At 38.1% G+C, this 16,996-nt stretch carries 12 protein-coding genes; 7 read left to right on the forward strand and 5 right to left on the reverse strand.

Annotated elements, in window-relative coordinates:
- Positions 1 to 49: 49 nt before the first annotated feature.
- From FHR28_RS07810 to mdh, 3 genes are all read right to left on the reverse strand, one after another.
- Positions 50 to 1,012, reverse strand: a complete 963-nt coding sequence (locus FHR28_RS07810) for an alpha/beta hydrolase (protein WP_004719521.1) — start codon at positions 1,010 to 1,012, stop codon at positions 50 to 52.
- A 40-nt stretch (positions 1,013 to 1,052) separates the two neighbouring features.
- Positions 1,053 to 1,895, reverse strand: coding sequence for an SDR family oxidoreductase (locus tag FHR28_RS07815; protein ID WP_105713694.1), 843 nt, complete (start codon positions 1,893 to 1,895; stop codon positions 1,053 to 1,055).
- Positions 1,896 to 2,098: 203 nt separating this feature from the next.
- Positions 2,099 to 3,271, reverse strand: a complete 1,173-nt coding sequence (gene mdh / locus FHR28_RS07820) for an iron-dependent methanol dehydrogenase (RefSeq protein WP_105713693.1) — start codon at positions 3,269 to 3,271, stop codon at positions 2,099 to 2,101.
- 674 nt (positions 3,272 to 3,945) lie between these two features.
- Between mdh and FHR28_RS07825 the strand changes: the two genes are divergently transcribed.
- Entirely contained in the window at positions 3,946 to 5,064 is a 1,119-nt protein-coding gene (locus FHR28_RS07825) for an OmpW/AlkL family protein (protein WP_151958018.1), read from the forward strand.
- Between the two features lie 178 nt (positions 5,065 to 5,242).
- Here FHR28_RS07825 and FHR28_RS07830 read toward each other — a convergent pair whose 3' ends face one another.
- Positions 5,243 to 6,781 carry an acetyl-CoA C-acetyltransferase gene (locus FHR28_RS07830; protein ID WP_166782306.1) on the reverse strand — a complete coding sequence of 513 codons (1,539 nt, stop codon included), beginning with the start codon at positions 6,779 to 6,781 and terminating at the stop codon, positions 5,243 to 5,245.
- Between the two features lie 310 nt (positions 6,782 to 7,091).
- Between FHR28_RS07830 and FHR28_RS07835 the strand changes: the two genes are divergently transcribed.
- The 3 genes from FHR28_RS07835 (at position 7,092) to FHR28_RS07845 (ending at position 10,875) form a co-directional block, all read left to right on the forward strand.
- On the forward strand, positions 7,092 to 8,483 hold the full coding sequence (locus FHR28_RS07835; protein WP_166782307.1) for a 3-oxoacyl-ACP reductase: 1,392 nt from the start codon (positions 7,092 to 7,094) through the stop codon (positions 8,481 to 8,483).
- 191 nt (positions 8,484 to 8,674) lie between these two features.
- Positions 8,675 to 9,529 (forward strand): MaoC family dehydratase, encoded by an 855-nt coding sequence (locus FHR28_RS07840; protein WP_166782308.1) that lies wholly within the window; start codon positions 8,675 to 8,677, stop codon positions 9,527 to 9,529.
- 80 nt (positions 9,530 to 9,609) lie between these two features.
- Entirely contained in the window at positions 9,610 to 10,875 is a 1,266-nt protein-coding gene (locus FHR28_RS07845; protein WP_166782309.1) for a serine hydrolase domain-containing protein, read from the forward strand.
- A gap of 116 nt (positions 10,876 to 10,991) precedes the next feature.
- Here the strand turns inward: FHR28_RS07845 and FHR28_RS07850 are convergent, their stop codons facing one another.
- Positions 10,992 to 11,579, reverse strand: coding sequence for a TetR family transcriptional regulator (locus tag FHR28_RS07850; protein WP_166782310.1), 588 nt, complete (start codon positions 11,577 to 11,579; stop codon positions 10,992 to 10,994).
- A gap of 114 nt (positions 11,580 to 11,693) precedes the next feature.
- On the opposite strand from FHR28_RS07850, the gene FHR28_RS07855 reads away from it, so the two are divergent.
- The 3 genes from FHR28_RS07855 to FHR28_RS07865 all read left to right on the forward strand — a co-directional run bounded on the left by FHR28_RS07855 (position 11,694) and on the right by FHR28_RS07865 (position 16,992).
- Positions 11,694 to 13,181 (forward strand): SmvA family efflux MFS transporter, encoded by a 1,488-nt coding sequence (locus FHR28_RS07855; RefSeq protein ID WP_166782311.1) that lies wholly within the window; start codon positions 11,694 to 11,696, stop codon positions 13,179 to 13,181.
- 324 nt (positions 13,182 to 13,505) lie between these two features.
- Entirely contained in the window at positions 13,506 to 15,740 is a 2,235-nt protein-coding gene (gene dnaX / locus FHR28_RS07860) for a DNA polymerase III subunit gamma/tau (protein ID WP_166782312.1), read from the forward strand.
- A 514-nt stretch (positions 15,741 to 16,254) separates the two neighbouring features.
- Positions 16,255 to 16,992 (forward strand): hypothetical protein, encoded by a 738-nt coding sequence (locus FHR28_RS07865; RefSeq protein WP_056512817.1) that lies wholly within the window; start codon positions 16,255 to 16,257, stop codon positions 16,990 to 16,992.
- Positions 16,993 to 16,996 lie beyond the last annotated feature (4 nt).

Here is a 16,996-nt window from a genome sequence, read left to right on the forward strand (position 1 = left end):
GATACTTTTAACTGATCATTCGCTTGTAAAGAAGAATGAATTGGCGCTTTTAAAGCTGTTTTTGGGCTAACCAAGAAAAAAGTTGATGATAAACTTCTTTTCTGACTTCTGGTGCCGATAAGACCAAGTCATGAAGTCCATTTTGAATGGTCATGACATTAACGTCGCCCTGTATTTTACCTGCATCCCTGATGATGTCTTTGACCTCTAAAATAACATCAGTGCTTTGAGCATCTCGGTTAAATTTCTTGGGATAGGTCGTTTTGTGAGAATGCATCACCAAGGTTGGTACATTGATCTGTACGCCTGCATGAATTTCTTTTTGCGCTTCAAAAATTGCATGCACAAAGCTTAAATATACTTTGGGGTAAGTTGGTTTTTTCCACTCTAAGCTGAAATCCCATTCGCCTTGCAAATCTTTATGCAGACTGGTGACATACCATTTATTTAATTCACTTGGAAACTTTAAATTAGGTAAGCGTTTACCCAGTGCGCTGAGTTTGGGTAGGGCTAATTTTTTCTTCCAAGCAGGCATATTAAAGTCATAAAAAGGACTATTGCACCATAAGGCTTGAATAAGGGGATGTTGTGGATAATGTGCTGCATATAATGTTGCGATCAATCCACCTGTAGAATGTCCTGCCAGTAACACCTCAGTGTGGCCTTCCTGACCAATAATCTTTAATGCTTGCGTGATTTCTTCATCATATTCATTCAAATTTAAAACATAATAATATTTTTGATGTGGTAAGTAAGAACGACCATATTTTCTTAAATCAAGTGCATAAAAATCATAATCATGTTGATTAAATTGTTCAGCCATTTCTGTTTGAAAGAAATAATCGATAAAACCATGGATATAGAGCACCGCTTTCTTGGTCGCTTGAGCTGCTTGTTTGCGTACCAAAGTTGCAATGACTTTACCATCATAGTCATCTGCTAAGTTTAAGGTTAGTTTTTCATAACCTGTACCAAGGATATCAGGTTGATATTCAGTAGATTGAGTGGTCATAGCATATTCCTGAATTTATTGAAAAATGAAATCCGAAAAATTACAGATAGTCTTTTACCAGCGCACAGGATTCATCATATAGTTTTTGTGCCAACTGTATATCTTTGGCTTTGCCTGATTTAAATGCAGGGGTTTGCAAACTCACATAATCACCATTGCGCTTTTCCCATGATGGATCAAAAGCAATTTTTTTAATTAATTCGGCAGGCTTAGATGGTGGAATAAGGCCAAGTTTAATTATTGCATATTGCCATTTGGGTAATTCACGATAAATCTCAGAATCTACGCCACCTGGATGTAATGCATTGCTGGTGACATGACTTCCATGTAGTTGTTTGGCGAGGATATTACTAAACAGCAGATTGGCTAATTTACTATTGCCATAGCTCAAAACACCGTTGTATTTTTTCACTTGATCCGCGTTAAAGTTTTCAGGTTGGATACAACCTAAAAGATGCATCATTGAAGCCAAATGAATTACACGACCTTGTTGGGCTTTTTGAACCAATGGAAGAAGTTTCAATGTCCAAAGAAAAGGCCCAAGATAATTTACCCCAAACTGTTTTTCAAAACCATCAGCTGTGGCCTCAAGATCAGGTGTCATCATGCCAGCATTGTTGACTAATACATCAATTTTTTCATATTTGGCAATAATTTCATTGGCTGCTTGGTTAATTTGTTCAAGACTATTTAAATCAAGGCGAATCACGTCTACTTGACCTGTACCGAATGATTCTAAGTGCTGTTGTGCTGTTTTTGCTTTCTCTGGATTACGACAAGCAATGATCACATGGTGACCATCCTTAATAAAAGTTTCTGCAGTTGCAAGCCCGATTCCAGTGTTTGCACCCGTGATGATGATGGTTTTACTTGTTGTTGTCATTGCTGAAATAATCCGCTGATGTTTTAAGCATCATAGTCATAGATTGTGACTTTATCAATATATCTGACAATAATGATTGTCATTTTTTGATAAGCGTATAAAAAAGGAATATTACCAAAGTAATATTCCTGAGTATCAAGCACACTTCATTGTATTTGGCCTAAAACAGTTGTCAGGCTGAGTAGAACGAAAGGGGATCGTTTTTACATTGCTGATTCAAAAATTTTAATGACTTGAGCATCAGTTGCTTTACGTGGATTGGTCAACATACAGGCATCTTTTTGCGCATTTGATGTCATCACTGCATGATCTTCCGCTTTGACACCCAGTTCAGCTAAGCCAGAAGGGATACCAATAGATGATGATAACTCACGAATTGCATCAATCGCAGCAAAGGCAGCCTCAGTAACGGTTAAACCCTCAGTATTGACACCCATTAATTGGGCAATTTTTGCATAACGGTCTGGGCAGGCAATTAAGTTAAACTCACACACATGCGGTAATAGAATTGCATTACATACGCCGTGTGGAAGGTTATAGAAGCCACCTAATTGATGAGCCATTGCATGTACATAACCTAAAGATGCATTGTTAAATGCCATACCTGCTAAATATTGTGCATATGCCATCGCATCACGAGCTTCAAGATTTTCACCATTGGCTACCGCAGGGCTTAACCATTCACTAATCATCGAAATGGCTTTTTCTGCACATGCATCGGTAATTGGGTTTGCAGCAGTTGAAACATAAGCTTCTACAGCATGAGTTAAAGCATCCATACCCGTTGCAGCAGTTAAAGCAGCAGGTTTTGCAATCATGAGTTTAGGATCATCAATTGCAACAAGCGGTGTACAACGCCAGTCAACAATCGCCATTTTTACATGGGTATCTGTATTGGTGATAATACAGAAACGAGTCATTTCGGAAGCAGTTCCCGCCGTTGTATTGATTGCGACAAGCGGTGTCATTGGGACTTTACTTTGATCAATCCCTTCATAATCACGAATATGACCGCCACCTGCGGTGACTAAGCCAATTCCTTTTGCACAGTCATGAGAAGATCCACCGCCTAAAGACACAATAAAGTCACAGCCATTATTGTTATATTCATTTACGCCATTGTGTACATTAATATCTGTCGGGTTTGGTTCTGCACCAGGAAAAACATGACTGTCTACACCAGCTTCTTTGAGATAGTCAACAATAATGTCTGCAACACCAAATTTGAATAATCCAGCATCAGTGACGATGAGGGCTTTTTTTGCCCCTAAATTTTGTGCTTTAGCACCGACTTCTTTGGCACAACCTGGACCAAAAAGTGAGACGCATGGGATGTAAAAACCGTTTGTTTGATCTGCTATATTTTTAAAAGCCATGGTGCGATTCCTTCTACCATTGTTATTTCATCATTCCAGAAAGGTGATGATCACCTTGAGGTTGAGTATCAGTTTTGAGGGCTGGATTGAATACCTACTAAACACCTACCAAATTTTAATAATGAAAACTTTAAATTAAGTGTTTGATATTTTTATTTAAAATAAAGTGATGAAGTTTTTCTTTATAATTTTTAAGGTGAAAAGCATACTTGAACGTGAGTTTTGATTAAAAACTACAAAAACATATTTTATTTGGTATTTTTTGCTTTGACAGATCATTTTATTTTTAAAAAGTGACGCATTGAGTTAAATTTTGAGCATAAATTTTAAAACCCATCAAAATAGAATGAATTATCAATTTATGAGAATGTGTGTTAATAATTAAAAAGTGAAAATTATGTGAAAAATTTGATATTTCTATAATAGGTCAGCAGGGGCTTAAATAGACTTTTTAAATATACCAGCACTGTTAATTTATGCTAAATGATAAAAATAACACAATGATATATATCATTAATAAGTAGTATAAAAAATTTAAAAATAAAAGTACCAATATTTTTTACGGATGAGTGTAAATGCTGTTGATCAGAATTTTATACATAAATATTGTTTTTTATGTATGTTTTTTAAACAGGTTGCCACGGTTCGGTAATCTCATATTTTAAGGATAAAAAATGAAAAAAATATTAACGTTAAAAAATATTGTCATAGCAAGTTCATTGTTCGCGATTACTAGCATGAGTTTTGCGGGGGAGTATAAACGCTTTTCAGTATCGGCAGGTTGGTTACATGTCATGCCTCAAGGAAAAGCCAATCCCTTTAATATTAATACCAGTGTTAAAAATGGTACTAATGCAACAGTTGGAAGTATCTCTACAACCAGTTTTTTAAACTCAGTTGATCCTAACGCGATGGGAGAAGACTTAGGCGGAGTGCCATTTAATCAGAAAGAGGTGTTAACTGAATTTCTTAATGATGCCTTTATGCAAACCTTATTGACTGATGGTAAGGGTAATATTTTGCCAGAGGTCGCAGGAACAGCAAATATTCATGGCTTGGAAAATTGGCAAGCTAAGGGTACAGGGCTTGAAGTTGATGATGTGGATACGCTTGGCTTGATGTTAAATTATTATATCAACGACAATGTTTCTTTGCAGCTCATTGGTGGGATTCCTCCAAAAGTTGATATTAAAGGTAAAGGGGAAATCTTGGCACCCCTTACAGGATTAGCCACCTCGCCAAGTGACCTAGTCGGAATTTTATTTCCAGATGGCATTGATTTAAACCAAGCAATTCCAATCACCAATTTAGGCAACAAATCTAAAGCAGCATCAGTGCGTGCATGGACACCAGCGCTTGAAGCGCAATATCAATTTGGTCAATCTGGTGTCAACAAATTACGTCCATATATTGGTGTAGGAGTGATGTACTCTCATTTCACTGATATCAAGTTGAACTCACAAATCAAAAGTGATCTGGTTGCAGCGGGACATATGATCCAAAATGTTTTAGATGGAAAAGCAGGGGCTGCGTTGGATGGTAAACCTTCTAGTGCAAATCCTTATGTTAGAGTTAAAACGACAGATGCAATTGCACCTATTGTAAGTCTGGGTGCAACCTATGATATTAATGAAAACTGGTTTGGTGTGGCTTCCGTTTCTTATGCCAAACTCAACAATCAGGCTAAGATAGATGTCGTTGATGCGAATACTGGTAAGCGACTGATTAATTCAACGACAAAAGTTGATATAGATCCTTTGATTACTTATGTTGGTGTGGGGTATCGCTTCTAAAATCAACACTATTTTCCCTAAGAATAGTGAAGATTTTAAATGGTTAGCTTCGGCTAACCATTTTTTGTGTTGAGTAGAGGTCTATGTAAAATCTTTTTAGCGACATGTAGATTGACGAGCAATAAAAAAGCATCCATGAAGGATGCTTTTTTGAAAGTATCGTGCAAAATCCGAGAACTTATTTCTCTACGATTGCAGTTACACCTTGACCACCAGCAGCACAAATCGAAATGAGTACACGACCTGAACCTTTTTGGTTAATCAATTTTGCAGCAGTTGCCAAAATACGACCACCTGTTGCTGCAAATGGATGACCAGCAGCTAAAGAAGAACCTTTAATATTGAGTTTGCTACGGTCAATTGAACCCAATGGTGCATCTAGACCTAAGCGTTCTTTACAGAACTTAGGATCTTCCCATGCTTTTAAGGTCGAAAGAACTTGTGATGCAAAAGCTTCATGAATTTCATAGTAGTCGAAGTCTTGAAGCTTAATACCCGCACGAGCCAACATACGCGGAACAGCATAAGCAGGCGCCATCAATAAACCTTCTTTCTTATTGACAAAATCTACAGCAGCAGTTTCAGTGAATGTTAAGTACGCGAGTACTTCATGACCATTTGCTTTCGCCCATTCTTCAGAGGCTAAAAGTACAACTGAAGCGCCGTCTGTAAGTGGAGTAGAGTTACCTGCAGTCATTGTTGCGGTATCACCTTTACCAAATGCAGGTTTAAGCTTAGCCAATTTTTCAACTGAAGAATCAGGACGTAAGTTATTGTCTTTGTCTAGACCCATAAATGGCGTGATCAAATCATCGAAGAAACCTTCTTCATATGCTTTGGCCATTTTTTGATGTGAAGATGCAGCAAGTTCATCTTGAGCTTCGCGAGGAATACCCCATTCTAAAGCAGTAATCGCTTGGTGATCACCCATAGATAAACCTGTACGAGGTTCACCATTTTTTGGCGCATCCATCAAGTCTTTAACATTGATTTTAGCTAAGGCTTTTAAACGGTCTTTACCTGTTTTTGCAATGTTTAATTCAAGCAATGCTTTACGTAAGCCGTCACCAAATGCGATCGGTGCATCAGAGGTAGTATCTACACCACCAGCAATACCCACTTCAATTTGGCCTAATGCAATTTTGTTTGCAACAAGGAAAGCTGCTTGTAAGCCAGTACCACATGCTTGTTGAATATCATAAGCAGGGGTTTCAGGGGCAAGTTGAGTATTTAAAACACATTCACGTGTCATGTTGAAATCGCGGCTATGTTTTAGAACTGCACCAGCAACAACTTCACCTAAACGTTGACCTTGAAGGTTAAAACGTTCAATTAAACCGTTCAAAGACGCAGTAAGCATGTCAATGTTTGACGCTCGGAAATAAGGGCCATTTGAACGTGCAAAAGGAATACGGTTACCGCCAATAATTGCTACGCGACGTACAGTGTTTTGACTCATAATTTTATCCTGCTGACCAGAAGTTTGAGTTTTAGAAGATGAAGCTGTTGTAACTTTTTTTGCCGTCGATGCCGTTGCTTTGCTACGTGAAGCAGCTGCTGGTGCACGAGTCGGTTTTTTAGTCGTGTTGGCTGCATTGGCATTTGTAGAATTTGTGTTGCTACTTTTACTCGTACGAGTACGAGCTTTTGATGTATTTGACACAGTTTCTTGTACAGTGCTTTCAGCGTTTGAATTTTCTTGAGTTGTTTTGCTCATAAGGCTTTTCCAAGCATGTTCGCAATATTCTTAGTGCTTACATTAACATAATTGGCTATGACTCGAATTGACTATAATGACATTTGCATATTCTTTCAGGTCAAGTCATCATTTTGGCAACTCAAGTATGATTTAACTGAAACTTATGGGTCATAGAGATGATAGCGTTGTTGACGATTCCTCTAAGCCTTGCGCGAAGAACAACGCAAGCCATTTAAGAAAGCGCAACACAGCTAAATATCTGAGATTATACTGCAGTTAAAAGATAGCTTAAGCCCCTACAAAATTAATTTGATGAGAGATAAGAAACATGTCTGACCAATACCAAGCATTTGCTAAATCTCCAATTGGTAAATTTGTCATAAAAAATTTAGGTTTACCATCACCAATCCAGCTAGAACGCTTTGAGTCAGCCACTCCTGTCGTTAAAGGTGCTGTATTATTCGGTGCGGCTCCAAAGAGTCATTTTACTGGTGAAGTTGCGCAGGTTCTTAGTAATATTCATGCCAACACTTATGCAGGGAATAACGCAGAGTTACAACAAGCTGCGGCAAAATCTGGTTTGAATGTTGGTGCTTTTAATGAAGGCGATAAAGAATCAAAATTTAAAGCAGTGATATTTGATGCATCAGGGATTCAAAATTCAGAACAATTACATGAACTACACAAGTTTTTTAATCCTGTTGCTCGTCAAATTGCAACATCAGGTCGTGTAATTATTATTGGTTTAACACCTGAAACTGCACCAACGATTAAGCAGGCGATTGCACAACGTGCATTAGAAGGGTTTGTTAAATCGGTTGGTAAAGAGTTTAAGAAAGGAATTGCTGCTGATCTTATTCTGGTTGATGCAGATGCTGCACAAAACTTGGAATCAAGTTTACGTTTTGCAATTTCTCCACGTTCAGCATATGTATCGGGTCAGGTGATTCGCGTATCTAAAGGTGATGTGATTGATATCGATTGGGCAAAACCGCTTGCAGGCAAAACTGCGCTTGTTACAGGTGCAAGCCGTGGTATTGGTGAAGCGATTGCACATGTATTGGCACGTGATGGCGCACATGTAATTTGTTTAGATGTTCCACCACAACAAGCAGACCTTGACCGTGTTGCAAGTGAAATCGGTGGTTCTACGCTCGCAATTGATATCACGGCTGCTGATGCTGGTGAAAAAATCAAAGCTGCGGCAGCTCAACAAGGTGGTTTAGATATCATCGTACATAATGCGGGTATTACACGTGACAAAACTTTGGCAAATATGAAGCCAGAGATGTGGGATCTGGTGATTAATATCAACTTATCTGCTGCTGAACGTATTAACGATTATTTATTGTCAAATGATGGTTTAAATGCAAATGGTCGTATCGTTTGCGTATCTTCAATTTCAGGTATTGCTGGTAACTTAGGTCAAACCAACTATGCTGCATCAAAAGCAGGTGTCATTGGTTTGGTGAAATTTACTGCGCCTGTGTTAAAAAATGGTATTACCATTAATGCTGTAGCGCCGGGTTTCATTGAAACTCAAATGACAGCGGCAATTCCATTTGCAATCCGTGAAGCGGGCCGTCGTATGAACTCAATGAGTCAAGGTGGTTTACCTGTTGATGTTGCTGAAACAATTGCTTTATTTGCTTCTTCAGCATCTACAGGATTAAATGGTAATGTTGTGCGTGTTTGTGGTCAAAGCTTATTGGGTGCATAATCACGCATAAGTGAAGTCCTGTTTCGTTTAGGGGATTATGGCGAAGAGATTATTTGTGTATTTAAATAACACTCTCGCTGGCTTTCTCTTGAATGAAATCAGGATGTTTAAGCTGTATCATCCGTTAATTTCCAACTGAAATGTTGGATTTTTTAAATGTTGAATAAGAATTAATTTTTCAAAGGTCCAGTATGAATACTCGCCATTTTAGTCAACTTCCTAAGCCATATTTAGCTTATCCAAAAGTGATTCAGGGTTTAATTTTTAAAAAGCCAAAAGGTGAAAAAGTTCTACCGCAAGTTGAATATGTGGTTGATTCATTCAAAATTGATCCAAATCATTTAAAAGCATATAACGAAGTGTGTGGCTTTAAAAATAATGGGTATATTCCCGCAATTTATTTAGCTGTTTTATCGCAAAGTTTACAAATGCATATGATGACCTCTGAAGTATTTCCTTTTGCAATTTTAGGCTTGGTGCATATTCGTAATCAAATTAAGCAAACACGTAAAATTGGGGTCAATGAACAGCTAACTTTATCTTGTCAATTTGGTGAGTTAAAACCACATGACAAAGGGGTTCAATTCGATTTCATCACGACTGCTAAAGTTGGCGGTGAAGTGGTCATGCAAGGATTAACCACTTATTTAGCGCGTCAAAAGACTGATGGTTCAGTTGCAGAAAAACCAAAAGATAAAAAAGAACCAAATTATCAAGTTCAGGCGGTTTGGGAAGTTCCTGAAAATACTGGTCGTCGTTATGCTATGACATCAGGCGACTTTAACTTGATTCATATCCATGCATTGACGGCAAAAGCATTTGGCTTTAAACAAGCGATTGCTCATGGGATGTGGAGTAAGGCACGTGTTCTTGCTGGGCTCAACTTACCAGAAGCTTATGAAGCAGATGTATTGTTTAAATTGCCGATGTATTTACCTTCAACAGTAGAGCTTTTAACTGCGCAAGAAGGTAAAACAACTGACTTTTTGATTCGTAATCAAAAATCACAAAAACCTCATGTTTCTGGTGTGGTTAACGCTTTATAAGATAAAATATAAAGCCTGAGTCGAGATGATTCAGGCTTTTTTAATTAAAAAAGTTATGATTAAAAAAATAGGATAGGGCGATGAGCAGTTTAACGGACATTATTTTTGCGAATACGAAAAATTATCAGGGCTATGTGGATGAGCGTTTTCAAGATCTCGCTGTTCAATTTAGCCGTTTGCAGGATGGTCGTAGCGAAAATGGTGGTGCTGCTTTAACTGTTTATTTTCAAAATGAAAAAGTTGTCGATATATATACGGGTAAAAAATCAAAAACTGAGCAATGGAATGAGCAAACCTTGTCGGTTTGTTATTCCACGGGGAAAGGTGTACTGGCAACACTCGCGCACATTTTGGTGAGCGAAGGTTTCTTAGACTACGATACACCTATTGTTAATTTTTGGCCTGAATTTGCTCAAAATGGTAAAGAGAATATGACTTTACGTCATATTTTGAGCCATCAAAGTGGCTTATACGATATTCGAAATATCATTGCTAGTGCAGTTGAAATGGCCGATTGGCAGCATATGCTCAAGGTCATGGAGCAGGCCACACCTCGTTTTGCTGTAGCAACTGATATTGCATATCAGGCATTAACATTTGGCTGGTTGGTGGGTGGTGTTTTAGAGAAAGCAACGCATCAATCTTTAACACAGTTAATACAGAAGTATTTGGTTGAACCCCTACAACTTGATGGTGCCTATTTTGGTGTGCCTGAATCTGAGTTAAATCGTGTGGCGCGTTTAATTCAAAAAGCAGCACCTGTACAAAAAACAGAAACAAAATCCAGTAAGAGCAAAGCCAAGAAGCATCATAAAACGTCTTTTTCCGATAAATTGGTTGAATTAACTGGACAAAATCCGCAAGATTTTTTAGATGCTATGGTACCGAAAGGGATGCGTGATTTTAGTTTCTTTAGTGACCAAGGGCTTCAAGCGATTATTCCAGCGGCCAATGGTGTATTTAGTGCCAATAGTCTTGCAAAAGTTTATGCCATGATGGCAAATAAAGGGGTTTGGGAAGGAAAAGTTTTAATTCGCCCTGAAATATTTGCAGAGTTAAGTCAAATCCAATCGATTAAACGAGATCGCGTGATGCCAATTCCTATGAAATGGCGTTTAGGCTACCACCGTGTGATGAGTATGGGTAAACGTGCCAAGCAAGGCTTTGGTCATATTGGATATAACGGTTCTGGGGCGTGGTGTGACCCGCAACGAGGGCTTAGTTTTGCCTATACTCATAATTTTGCCATTGGTTCAATCACAGGAGATTACCGTCTTTGGGGACTGACCCAAGAAACATTACGTTGCGCTGATGGTTTACTTAAGGGAAGTAAAGGCTGGTTCTAAATATTAAGATCAAAGCGATTGAAATTTCATAGAAGGTTAGATGGCTGACTCTTATAGTGCAAAAGAATTAAAAATAAGGACTTTAAACAGCAGCATATAGATCCATCTATATTTTCTTAGGCAAATAACTCCATTTTCAAGATGGTTTCGACATGATGTTTAAACGAGTGTTGGTCTAGACCTTTTAAGCCAAGTTGATAGATTCCTTCTAAACCACAAACAAAAGCAATCAGCCGCCAAGCAATGTCTTGGCTGCTGCTGGCTGTAGCAATTTTAAATTCTTGTTGGTTGACGCCATGTTCAATCGCAGTAACCAAGGCAACATGCCATTGTTCCATCGTAATATTATAAGCTTTTTTAATTTCAGGATCTTGGTCGATTAAAATCTCAGCTTCATTCCAGAGTCGTAAATAGGGTTGAGTTTGTTCAATATTTTCAAAGCCTAGCAAGAGAGATAAACGCTCAAAACTACTGTCGGTTTTAATTTGATCTTCTACTTCATTGAGTTGATCCATCAATTCAATAAAAACTTCGGCCTTTAAATGCGAACTTGATTCAAAGTGATGATGTACTTGTCCTGTTGAAACTTGTGCTTCTGCGGCAATACGGCGCACAGTTAATCCATTCAATCCATCTTGTAATGCAACACGCTTTGCTGCATCCAAAATCATAGTACGACGCTGTTCTCGGTTTAAATAGTTCATCACTTTTAATACAACAAAATTTACAAAACAAATATTAAACAAAGTTGGACGTTTGTTCAAGTCTGGTTATAATAACTCAACTTGAACAAGTGTCCAACTTTAATTAGGTGTGTTATGTACCGCAATTGGGTGATTTTGGCAATCATCGTTTTAATTTATTTACCGGTTTCAATTGATGCAACGGTTTTGCATGTTGCCATCCCAACATTGAGTGCTGCCTTATCACTATCCAGTAATGAAATGCTCTGGGTGATAGATATCTATTCACTGATCATGGCAGGTTTGATTTTACCCATGGGGGCATTGGGGGATCGTATTGGTTTTAAACAGCTGATGCTGATTGGTGCTGGTATTTTTGGTGTGGCTTCTCTCATGGCTGCTTTTGCGAGTTCAGCCTATATGTTGATTGCTGCCCGAGCATTTCTTGGTGTAGGCGCTGCCATGATTTTACCTGCAACCTTGGCAGGTGTTCGCAATACCTTTTTAGATGAAAAACAACGTAATTATGCTTTAGGTATTTGGGGAACTGTCGGTGGTGGTGGAGCCGCTTTTGGTCCACTTTTGGGTGGTTTTATTCTGGAACATTTTTCATGGGGAACCGTGTTTCTGATTAATGTGCCAATTATTATTTTGGTCTTGGTATTGACCACATGGCTGGTGCCAAAGCAAGCAGTACAAACCAAACAACCTTTAAATCTATTACAAGCGCTCATTTTGGTCACTGCAATCTTAATGCTGATTTATTCGATTAAGACCTCTATCTATGCGTTTAGCCTAGGGATGATTTTGATTTTTGTGCTTGGATTGGGATTGTTGGTGGGATTTATCCGCCATCAATTAAAAACAACCCAACCGATGATCGATTTTAGTCTGTTTAAGAATCCTGTGATCTCAACCAGTATTGTGATGGCAATGGTGGCAATGATTGCATTAGTTGGTTTTGAGCTACTGCTTTCACAAGAATTACAGTTTGTGTATGGATATAGCCCATTGGAAGCAGGTTTGTTTATTTTACCCTTTATGATAGCAATTAGTATTGGTGGACCCTTTACCAGTATTTTAATGAATCACTATGGTTTAAGACCTGTAGCAACTGTTGGGATGTTGATGTGTGCCTTATGTTTCTTTGGTTTGGCCATGACCAATTTTGATGTTGATTATATTCAAGCTTGGGTGTGGATGGTGCTGATGGGGATCAGTGTTGAAATCGCGTTATTATCTTCCACAGCAGCTATTATGTCTGCTGTACCTCCACAAAAAGCAACGGCTGCTGGTGCAATCGAAGGCATGGCATATGAGTTAGGTGCAGGTCTTGGGATTGCGATTTTTGGACTATTGCTATCTATATTTTATGCGCATTCGATTATCTTGCCTGATCATTTTCCGCTGAATATCGCAGCTCAAGCAAGTTCTTCTATTGGTGAGGCATTATTGCTGAGCAAACAATTAGAACCTGCATTGATGCAACAGGTAAAACAAGCTGCTTTTGAAGCGTTTATTCATTCGCATAGTAAAGTCTTGGGTATTTCGGGTGTGATGTTCCTAGTTTTATCTGTATTTGTTTGGCGCACTTTACCTGCAAAGAAACAGCTAGCAGTCTAGAATATTGCGCATAATTTAAATTATGCGCTTGTTTTTACATTTAGATTTTAAAGTGTGAACATATAAGTTTGATGAACCGATTGAAAACTTTAGCAAGCCCAAATTGTGATTTAATCAACACTGCCACGGCAGTGTTTTTTAAAGTAAAATAGCTACTGTTTGTTTTTAAATCTATTTAAGAGATAGATAAACTTTATATTGTAGAGCACAGTGTTAAATTAGAAGAAATTGATCGAATTATCTCTAATAAAAAATAACTCTACAGTTCTTCATTCACTAATCAGCAAAAAAACAGTATCCTTAGACCTGTAACTAGGAGCTTCCATGTATCAGGTACTTGCACGTAAATATCGCCCACGTAACTTTAATGAATTGGTCGGACAGAATCACGTTTCACGTGCACTGACCAGTGCTTTAGATCGTGGACGTTTACACCATGCCTATTTATTTACTGGAACACGTGGGGTGGGGAAAACCACAATTGCTCGAATTTTAGCGAAATGTTTAAATTGTGAAACAGGGGTAACCTCTACACCCTGTGAAGTTTGTGCAACTTGTAAGGCGGTAAATGAAGGGCGCTTTATTGACCTTATTGAAATCGATGCGGCATCACGGACAAAAGTTGAAGACACACGTGAGTTGCTCGACAATGTACCTTATGCACCGACCCAAGGGCGATTTAAGGTATATTTGATCGATGAGGTACATATGCTGTCGACGCATTCCTTTAATGCGTTATTGAAAACATTAGAAGAACCGCCTGAACATGTAAAATTTTTATTTGCGACAACAGATCCACAAAAATTACCAATTACGGTGATTTCACGTTGCTTGCAATTTACATTACGTCCATTGGCTGTAGATGAAATTACCCATCACCTTACAGATATTTTAAATAAAGAAGAAATTTCATCAGAGCAAGATGCGATTTGGCAAATTGCTGAATCTGCCCAAGGTTCATTACGTGATGCATTGTCTTTAACTGACCAAGCAATTGCCTATGGTCAAGGCGCAATTCATCATCAAGATGTCAAAGAAATGCTGGGTTTGATTGATAGAACCATCATTTATGATTTGATCTTGGCAATTCATCAAAACCAAAATGCACGTGTCAGCCAATTATTACTACAATTTAGGCAACAGGCTTTAGATGTTTCATTGGTTTTAGATCAGTTTATTTCGACTTTGCATGAGTTGGCAATGTTGCAATATTTGCCTGATTTAAGTCTAAAATACAGTGCTGAAATTAATCAAAAAATTATGCAGTTATCAAAAATTGTTTCTGCACAAGATTTACAGCTTTATTACCAAATTGCCAGTAAAGGTCGAGCGGAGCTACAACTTGCAGTAACACAAGAGCAAGGCTTTGAAATGACAGTATTGCGTTTACTGGCATTTAGACCGATGCAAATCAATGAAATTGTAGTATCTCAAGCTCAACAACCACAAAACAATCAGAATATCGATCAAGTTGCTATTTCACAGCAACCGCATCAAGCATCTGTTCAAACGGGGCTTGTGCAACAAGCACAGATTCAGCAAGAGCAAATTCAGCAAGAGCCAGCTCATCAACAGCAGGCTCAGCAAGCGCCTGTTGAAAAAAACAGTGAACAACAAAATGCTCCTTTAAATGTGAGTTCACAACCAGAAAGTTACGCGCCATTAGCGGAGGTACAGCAAGCGCAGGTTGAGATCAATTCACAGAATGTAGTGAGTGATTTAGACCCTGCTTTTGACCAAGTTGAAGATCAGCAAGCTCAACAGCAAAGTGTTGACCATGAACCGAGTAGTGATGACTATTTAGATGACTTTGCTGAGGAGGTACAACAAAGCGCTGTGGTTGAAGCAACGGCTCATAATAGTCAAGGTGTTGAAGCGCAGCCGCCAATTGTTCAAGAGAAAATTGACGTAGAAAATGCAGAACCAAGTTTAACCTTGTTTGGTGCTGAGTTGAGTCAACCGAAAAATACCACGTCTCCGTCTAGTCCAAATCAAGATGTATTCTTTTTAGCACCTGAAAATCAGGATCAAAATGTTGAAATTGAATTGATTGAGCCTATTCATTCTCAAACAGATACTTCAGCTCAAGTTTCTAATATTATCCCTGAAATAGAACGTGGATCCTCTTCTGAGGAACAAACGCCGCAACAGATACTTGCTTTAAAATTACAGGTCTTAGAAGGTGAGTGGACGGTTGAAAAATGGGAGTATTGGTTTAGAAATAGCTCACTTTCTCCAGCTGTTCAAGAACTTGCACAGCATGGATTAATGACAGGGGATGTGAATGGCCAATCTATTTTTCAAATTTCACAAAAATATGAAAAATTACTGAACCAAGCACAACATGACCTTGAGGCAAAATTAAAACAGCAGTGGCCGAATACGCTATTTACAGTGCAATATGGTGAAGTTGAGTCGACCACACCGTATATGATGCAAAACGAGCGTAAGCTTCGAGCTTATGATCGTGCCAGTGAAATGCTTCAAAAAGAGCCTTTGGTTAAAAGCTTAATTGAAGCATTGGATGGAAAGTTGGAAAATATTCAGCTCAAAGCCTAATTTTAAAAAACATTTAGATTAAATATCATTTTAAACAAGCTCAATTTCACTGGAATTGGGCTTGTTTTTATTTGCCGAAATTTAAGGAATATTCACAATTCCTTTCGGCCTGTGCCAAGGTAAATCATTTTAAAATCTCATCAGGCTCTCAATTTATATAAGAATTTTATTTAAAATTAGGGTGATAAATCTGGCATTTATGGGCGTTGTTATGCTGAAAATCACTTGTTTTAAATATTTTTATGGTTATAATTGCGGCAACTTTAATTAGCGGAGACCCTAAGTGGCAAATTGTTCATCGAGGCGCTGTAGTTTATATACAGCCATTATTCGTATCTGAGCAAGAGAGCACTGCCTTTAGGAAAGCTGTCTTGCAATGAGACAGTTATAATCTGATTTTAAACTACATCCCCATTTTGACGTGAAACAGCTCAATTTTGACTTTAATCAGTTCAATTTTGGCTTGTTTTTGTGCGCACTTAGATTCATGCCGCCTCAGCAATGAGGATTACGGATGGTAATCAATCAACTTTGTATGATAGAAACAGCACTGATTACAGGCTGCTTTTTATTACTTATTATTCATAAATCAGCTTATGCAGATCCTGTATTAATTACAGATGATGCAACTGTTGCTGATCTGTATACTTGCCATTTTGAAAGTAATATAAACTTTTATAAACATCAGGAGGTTAATTCCAGTTTTTCTCCAGTATGTGGTATCGCCAAAAATTTGGAATTAAGTTTTCAGCTGGATGATCATGTTCAAAATAAGAATCGTCATGATGTGATATCAGGTCAATTCAAACGTAATTTGAAAGCAGTGGATTCGAATAGTTGGGGCGCTGCCGCATCCTTAACAATAAGCCGAAATATGTATGGTGATGACCACTCTAGTTGGAAAGTGAATCTCCCCGTAACTTATTTATTACTGGATGATCGGTTATTTTTAAATGGCAACATCTCCTATGAACATCAGGGCAATACTCAGTATGTTTTAGCTGCAATTTCAAGCAATTATTGGATCAATGCTAAAACTTCGCTCAGTGCAGAAATCTTTAATCAAGATCATCAGTCTGTATTTTTTCAAACCGCATTTGGTTATGAGTTGATTCAAGATTTTGTCAGGGTCCAAGTGGCTTATGCAGATCGATTTGACCACCATCATGATCGCTGGTTTGGGCTGGGAGCTGAGTTTCTCACCAATTTTAAGCTCATAAAAAAATCATCTAATTCAATTCCTGTTCAATAGGAAG

This window comes from Acinetobacter sp. BIGb0196, from assembly GCF_011759595.1.
In the GTDB taxonomy this organism is placed as follows: Bacteria; Pseudomonadota; Gammaproteobacteria; order Pseudomonadales; family Moraxellaceae; genus Acinetobacter; species Acinetobacter guillouiae.

Coding starts and splice junctions, on each gene's coding strand:
- mdh (WP_105713693.1), bottom strand. CDS start 3,271: ATGGCTTTTAAAAATATAGCAGATCAAACAAACGGTTTTTACATCCCA.
- FHR28_RS07845 (WP_166782309.1), top strand. CDS start 9,610: ATGAGCAGTTTAACGGACATTATTTTTGCGAATACGAAAAATTATCAG.
- FHR28_RS07835 (WP_166782307.1), top strand. CDS start 7,092: ATGTCTGACCAATACCAAGCATTTGCTAAATCTCCAATTGGTAAATTT.
- dnaX (WP_166782312.1), top strand. CDS start 13,506: ATGTATCAGGTACTTGCACGTAAATATCGCCCACGTAACTTTAATGAA.
- FHR28_RS07815 (WP_105713694.1), bottom strand. CDS start 1,895: ATGACAACAACAAGTAAAACCATCATCATCACGGGTGCAAACACTGGA.
- FHR28_RS07830 (WP_166782306.1), bottom strand. CDS start 6,781: ATGAGCAAAACAACTCAAGAAAATTCAAACGCTGAAAGCACTGTACAA.
- FHR28_RS07855 (WP_166782311.1), top strand. CDS start 11,694: ATGTACCGCAATTGGGTGATTTTGGCAATCATCGTTTTAATTTATTTA.
- FHR28_RS07825 (WP_151958018.1), top strand. CDS start 3,946: ATGAAAAAAATATTAACGTTAAAAAATATTGTCATAGCAAGTTCATTG.
- FHR28_RS07840 (WP_166782308.1), top strand. CDS start 8,675: ATGAATACTCGCCATTTTAGTCAACTTCCTAAGCCATATTTAGCTTAT.
- FHR28_RS07810 (WP_004719521.1), bottom strand. CDS start 1,012: ATGACCACTCAATCTACTGAATATCAACCTGATATCCTTGGTACAGGT.
- FHR28_RS07850 (WP_166782310.1), bottom strand. CDS start 11,579: ATGAACTATTTAAACCGAGAACAGCGTCGTACTATGATTTTGGATGCA.
- FHR28_RS07865 (WP_056512817.1), top strand. CDS start 16,255: ATGGTAATCAATCAACTTTGTATGATAGAAACAGCACTGATTACAGGC.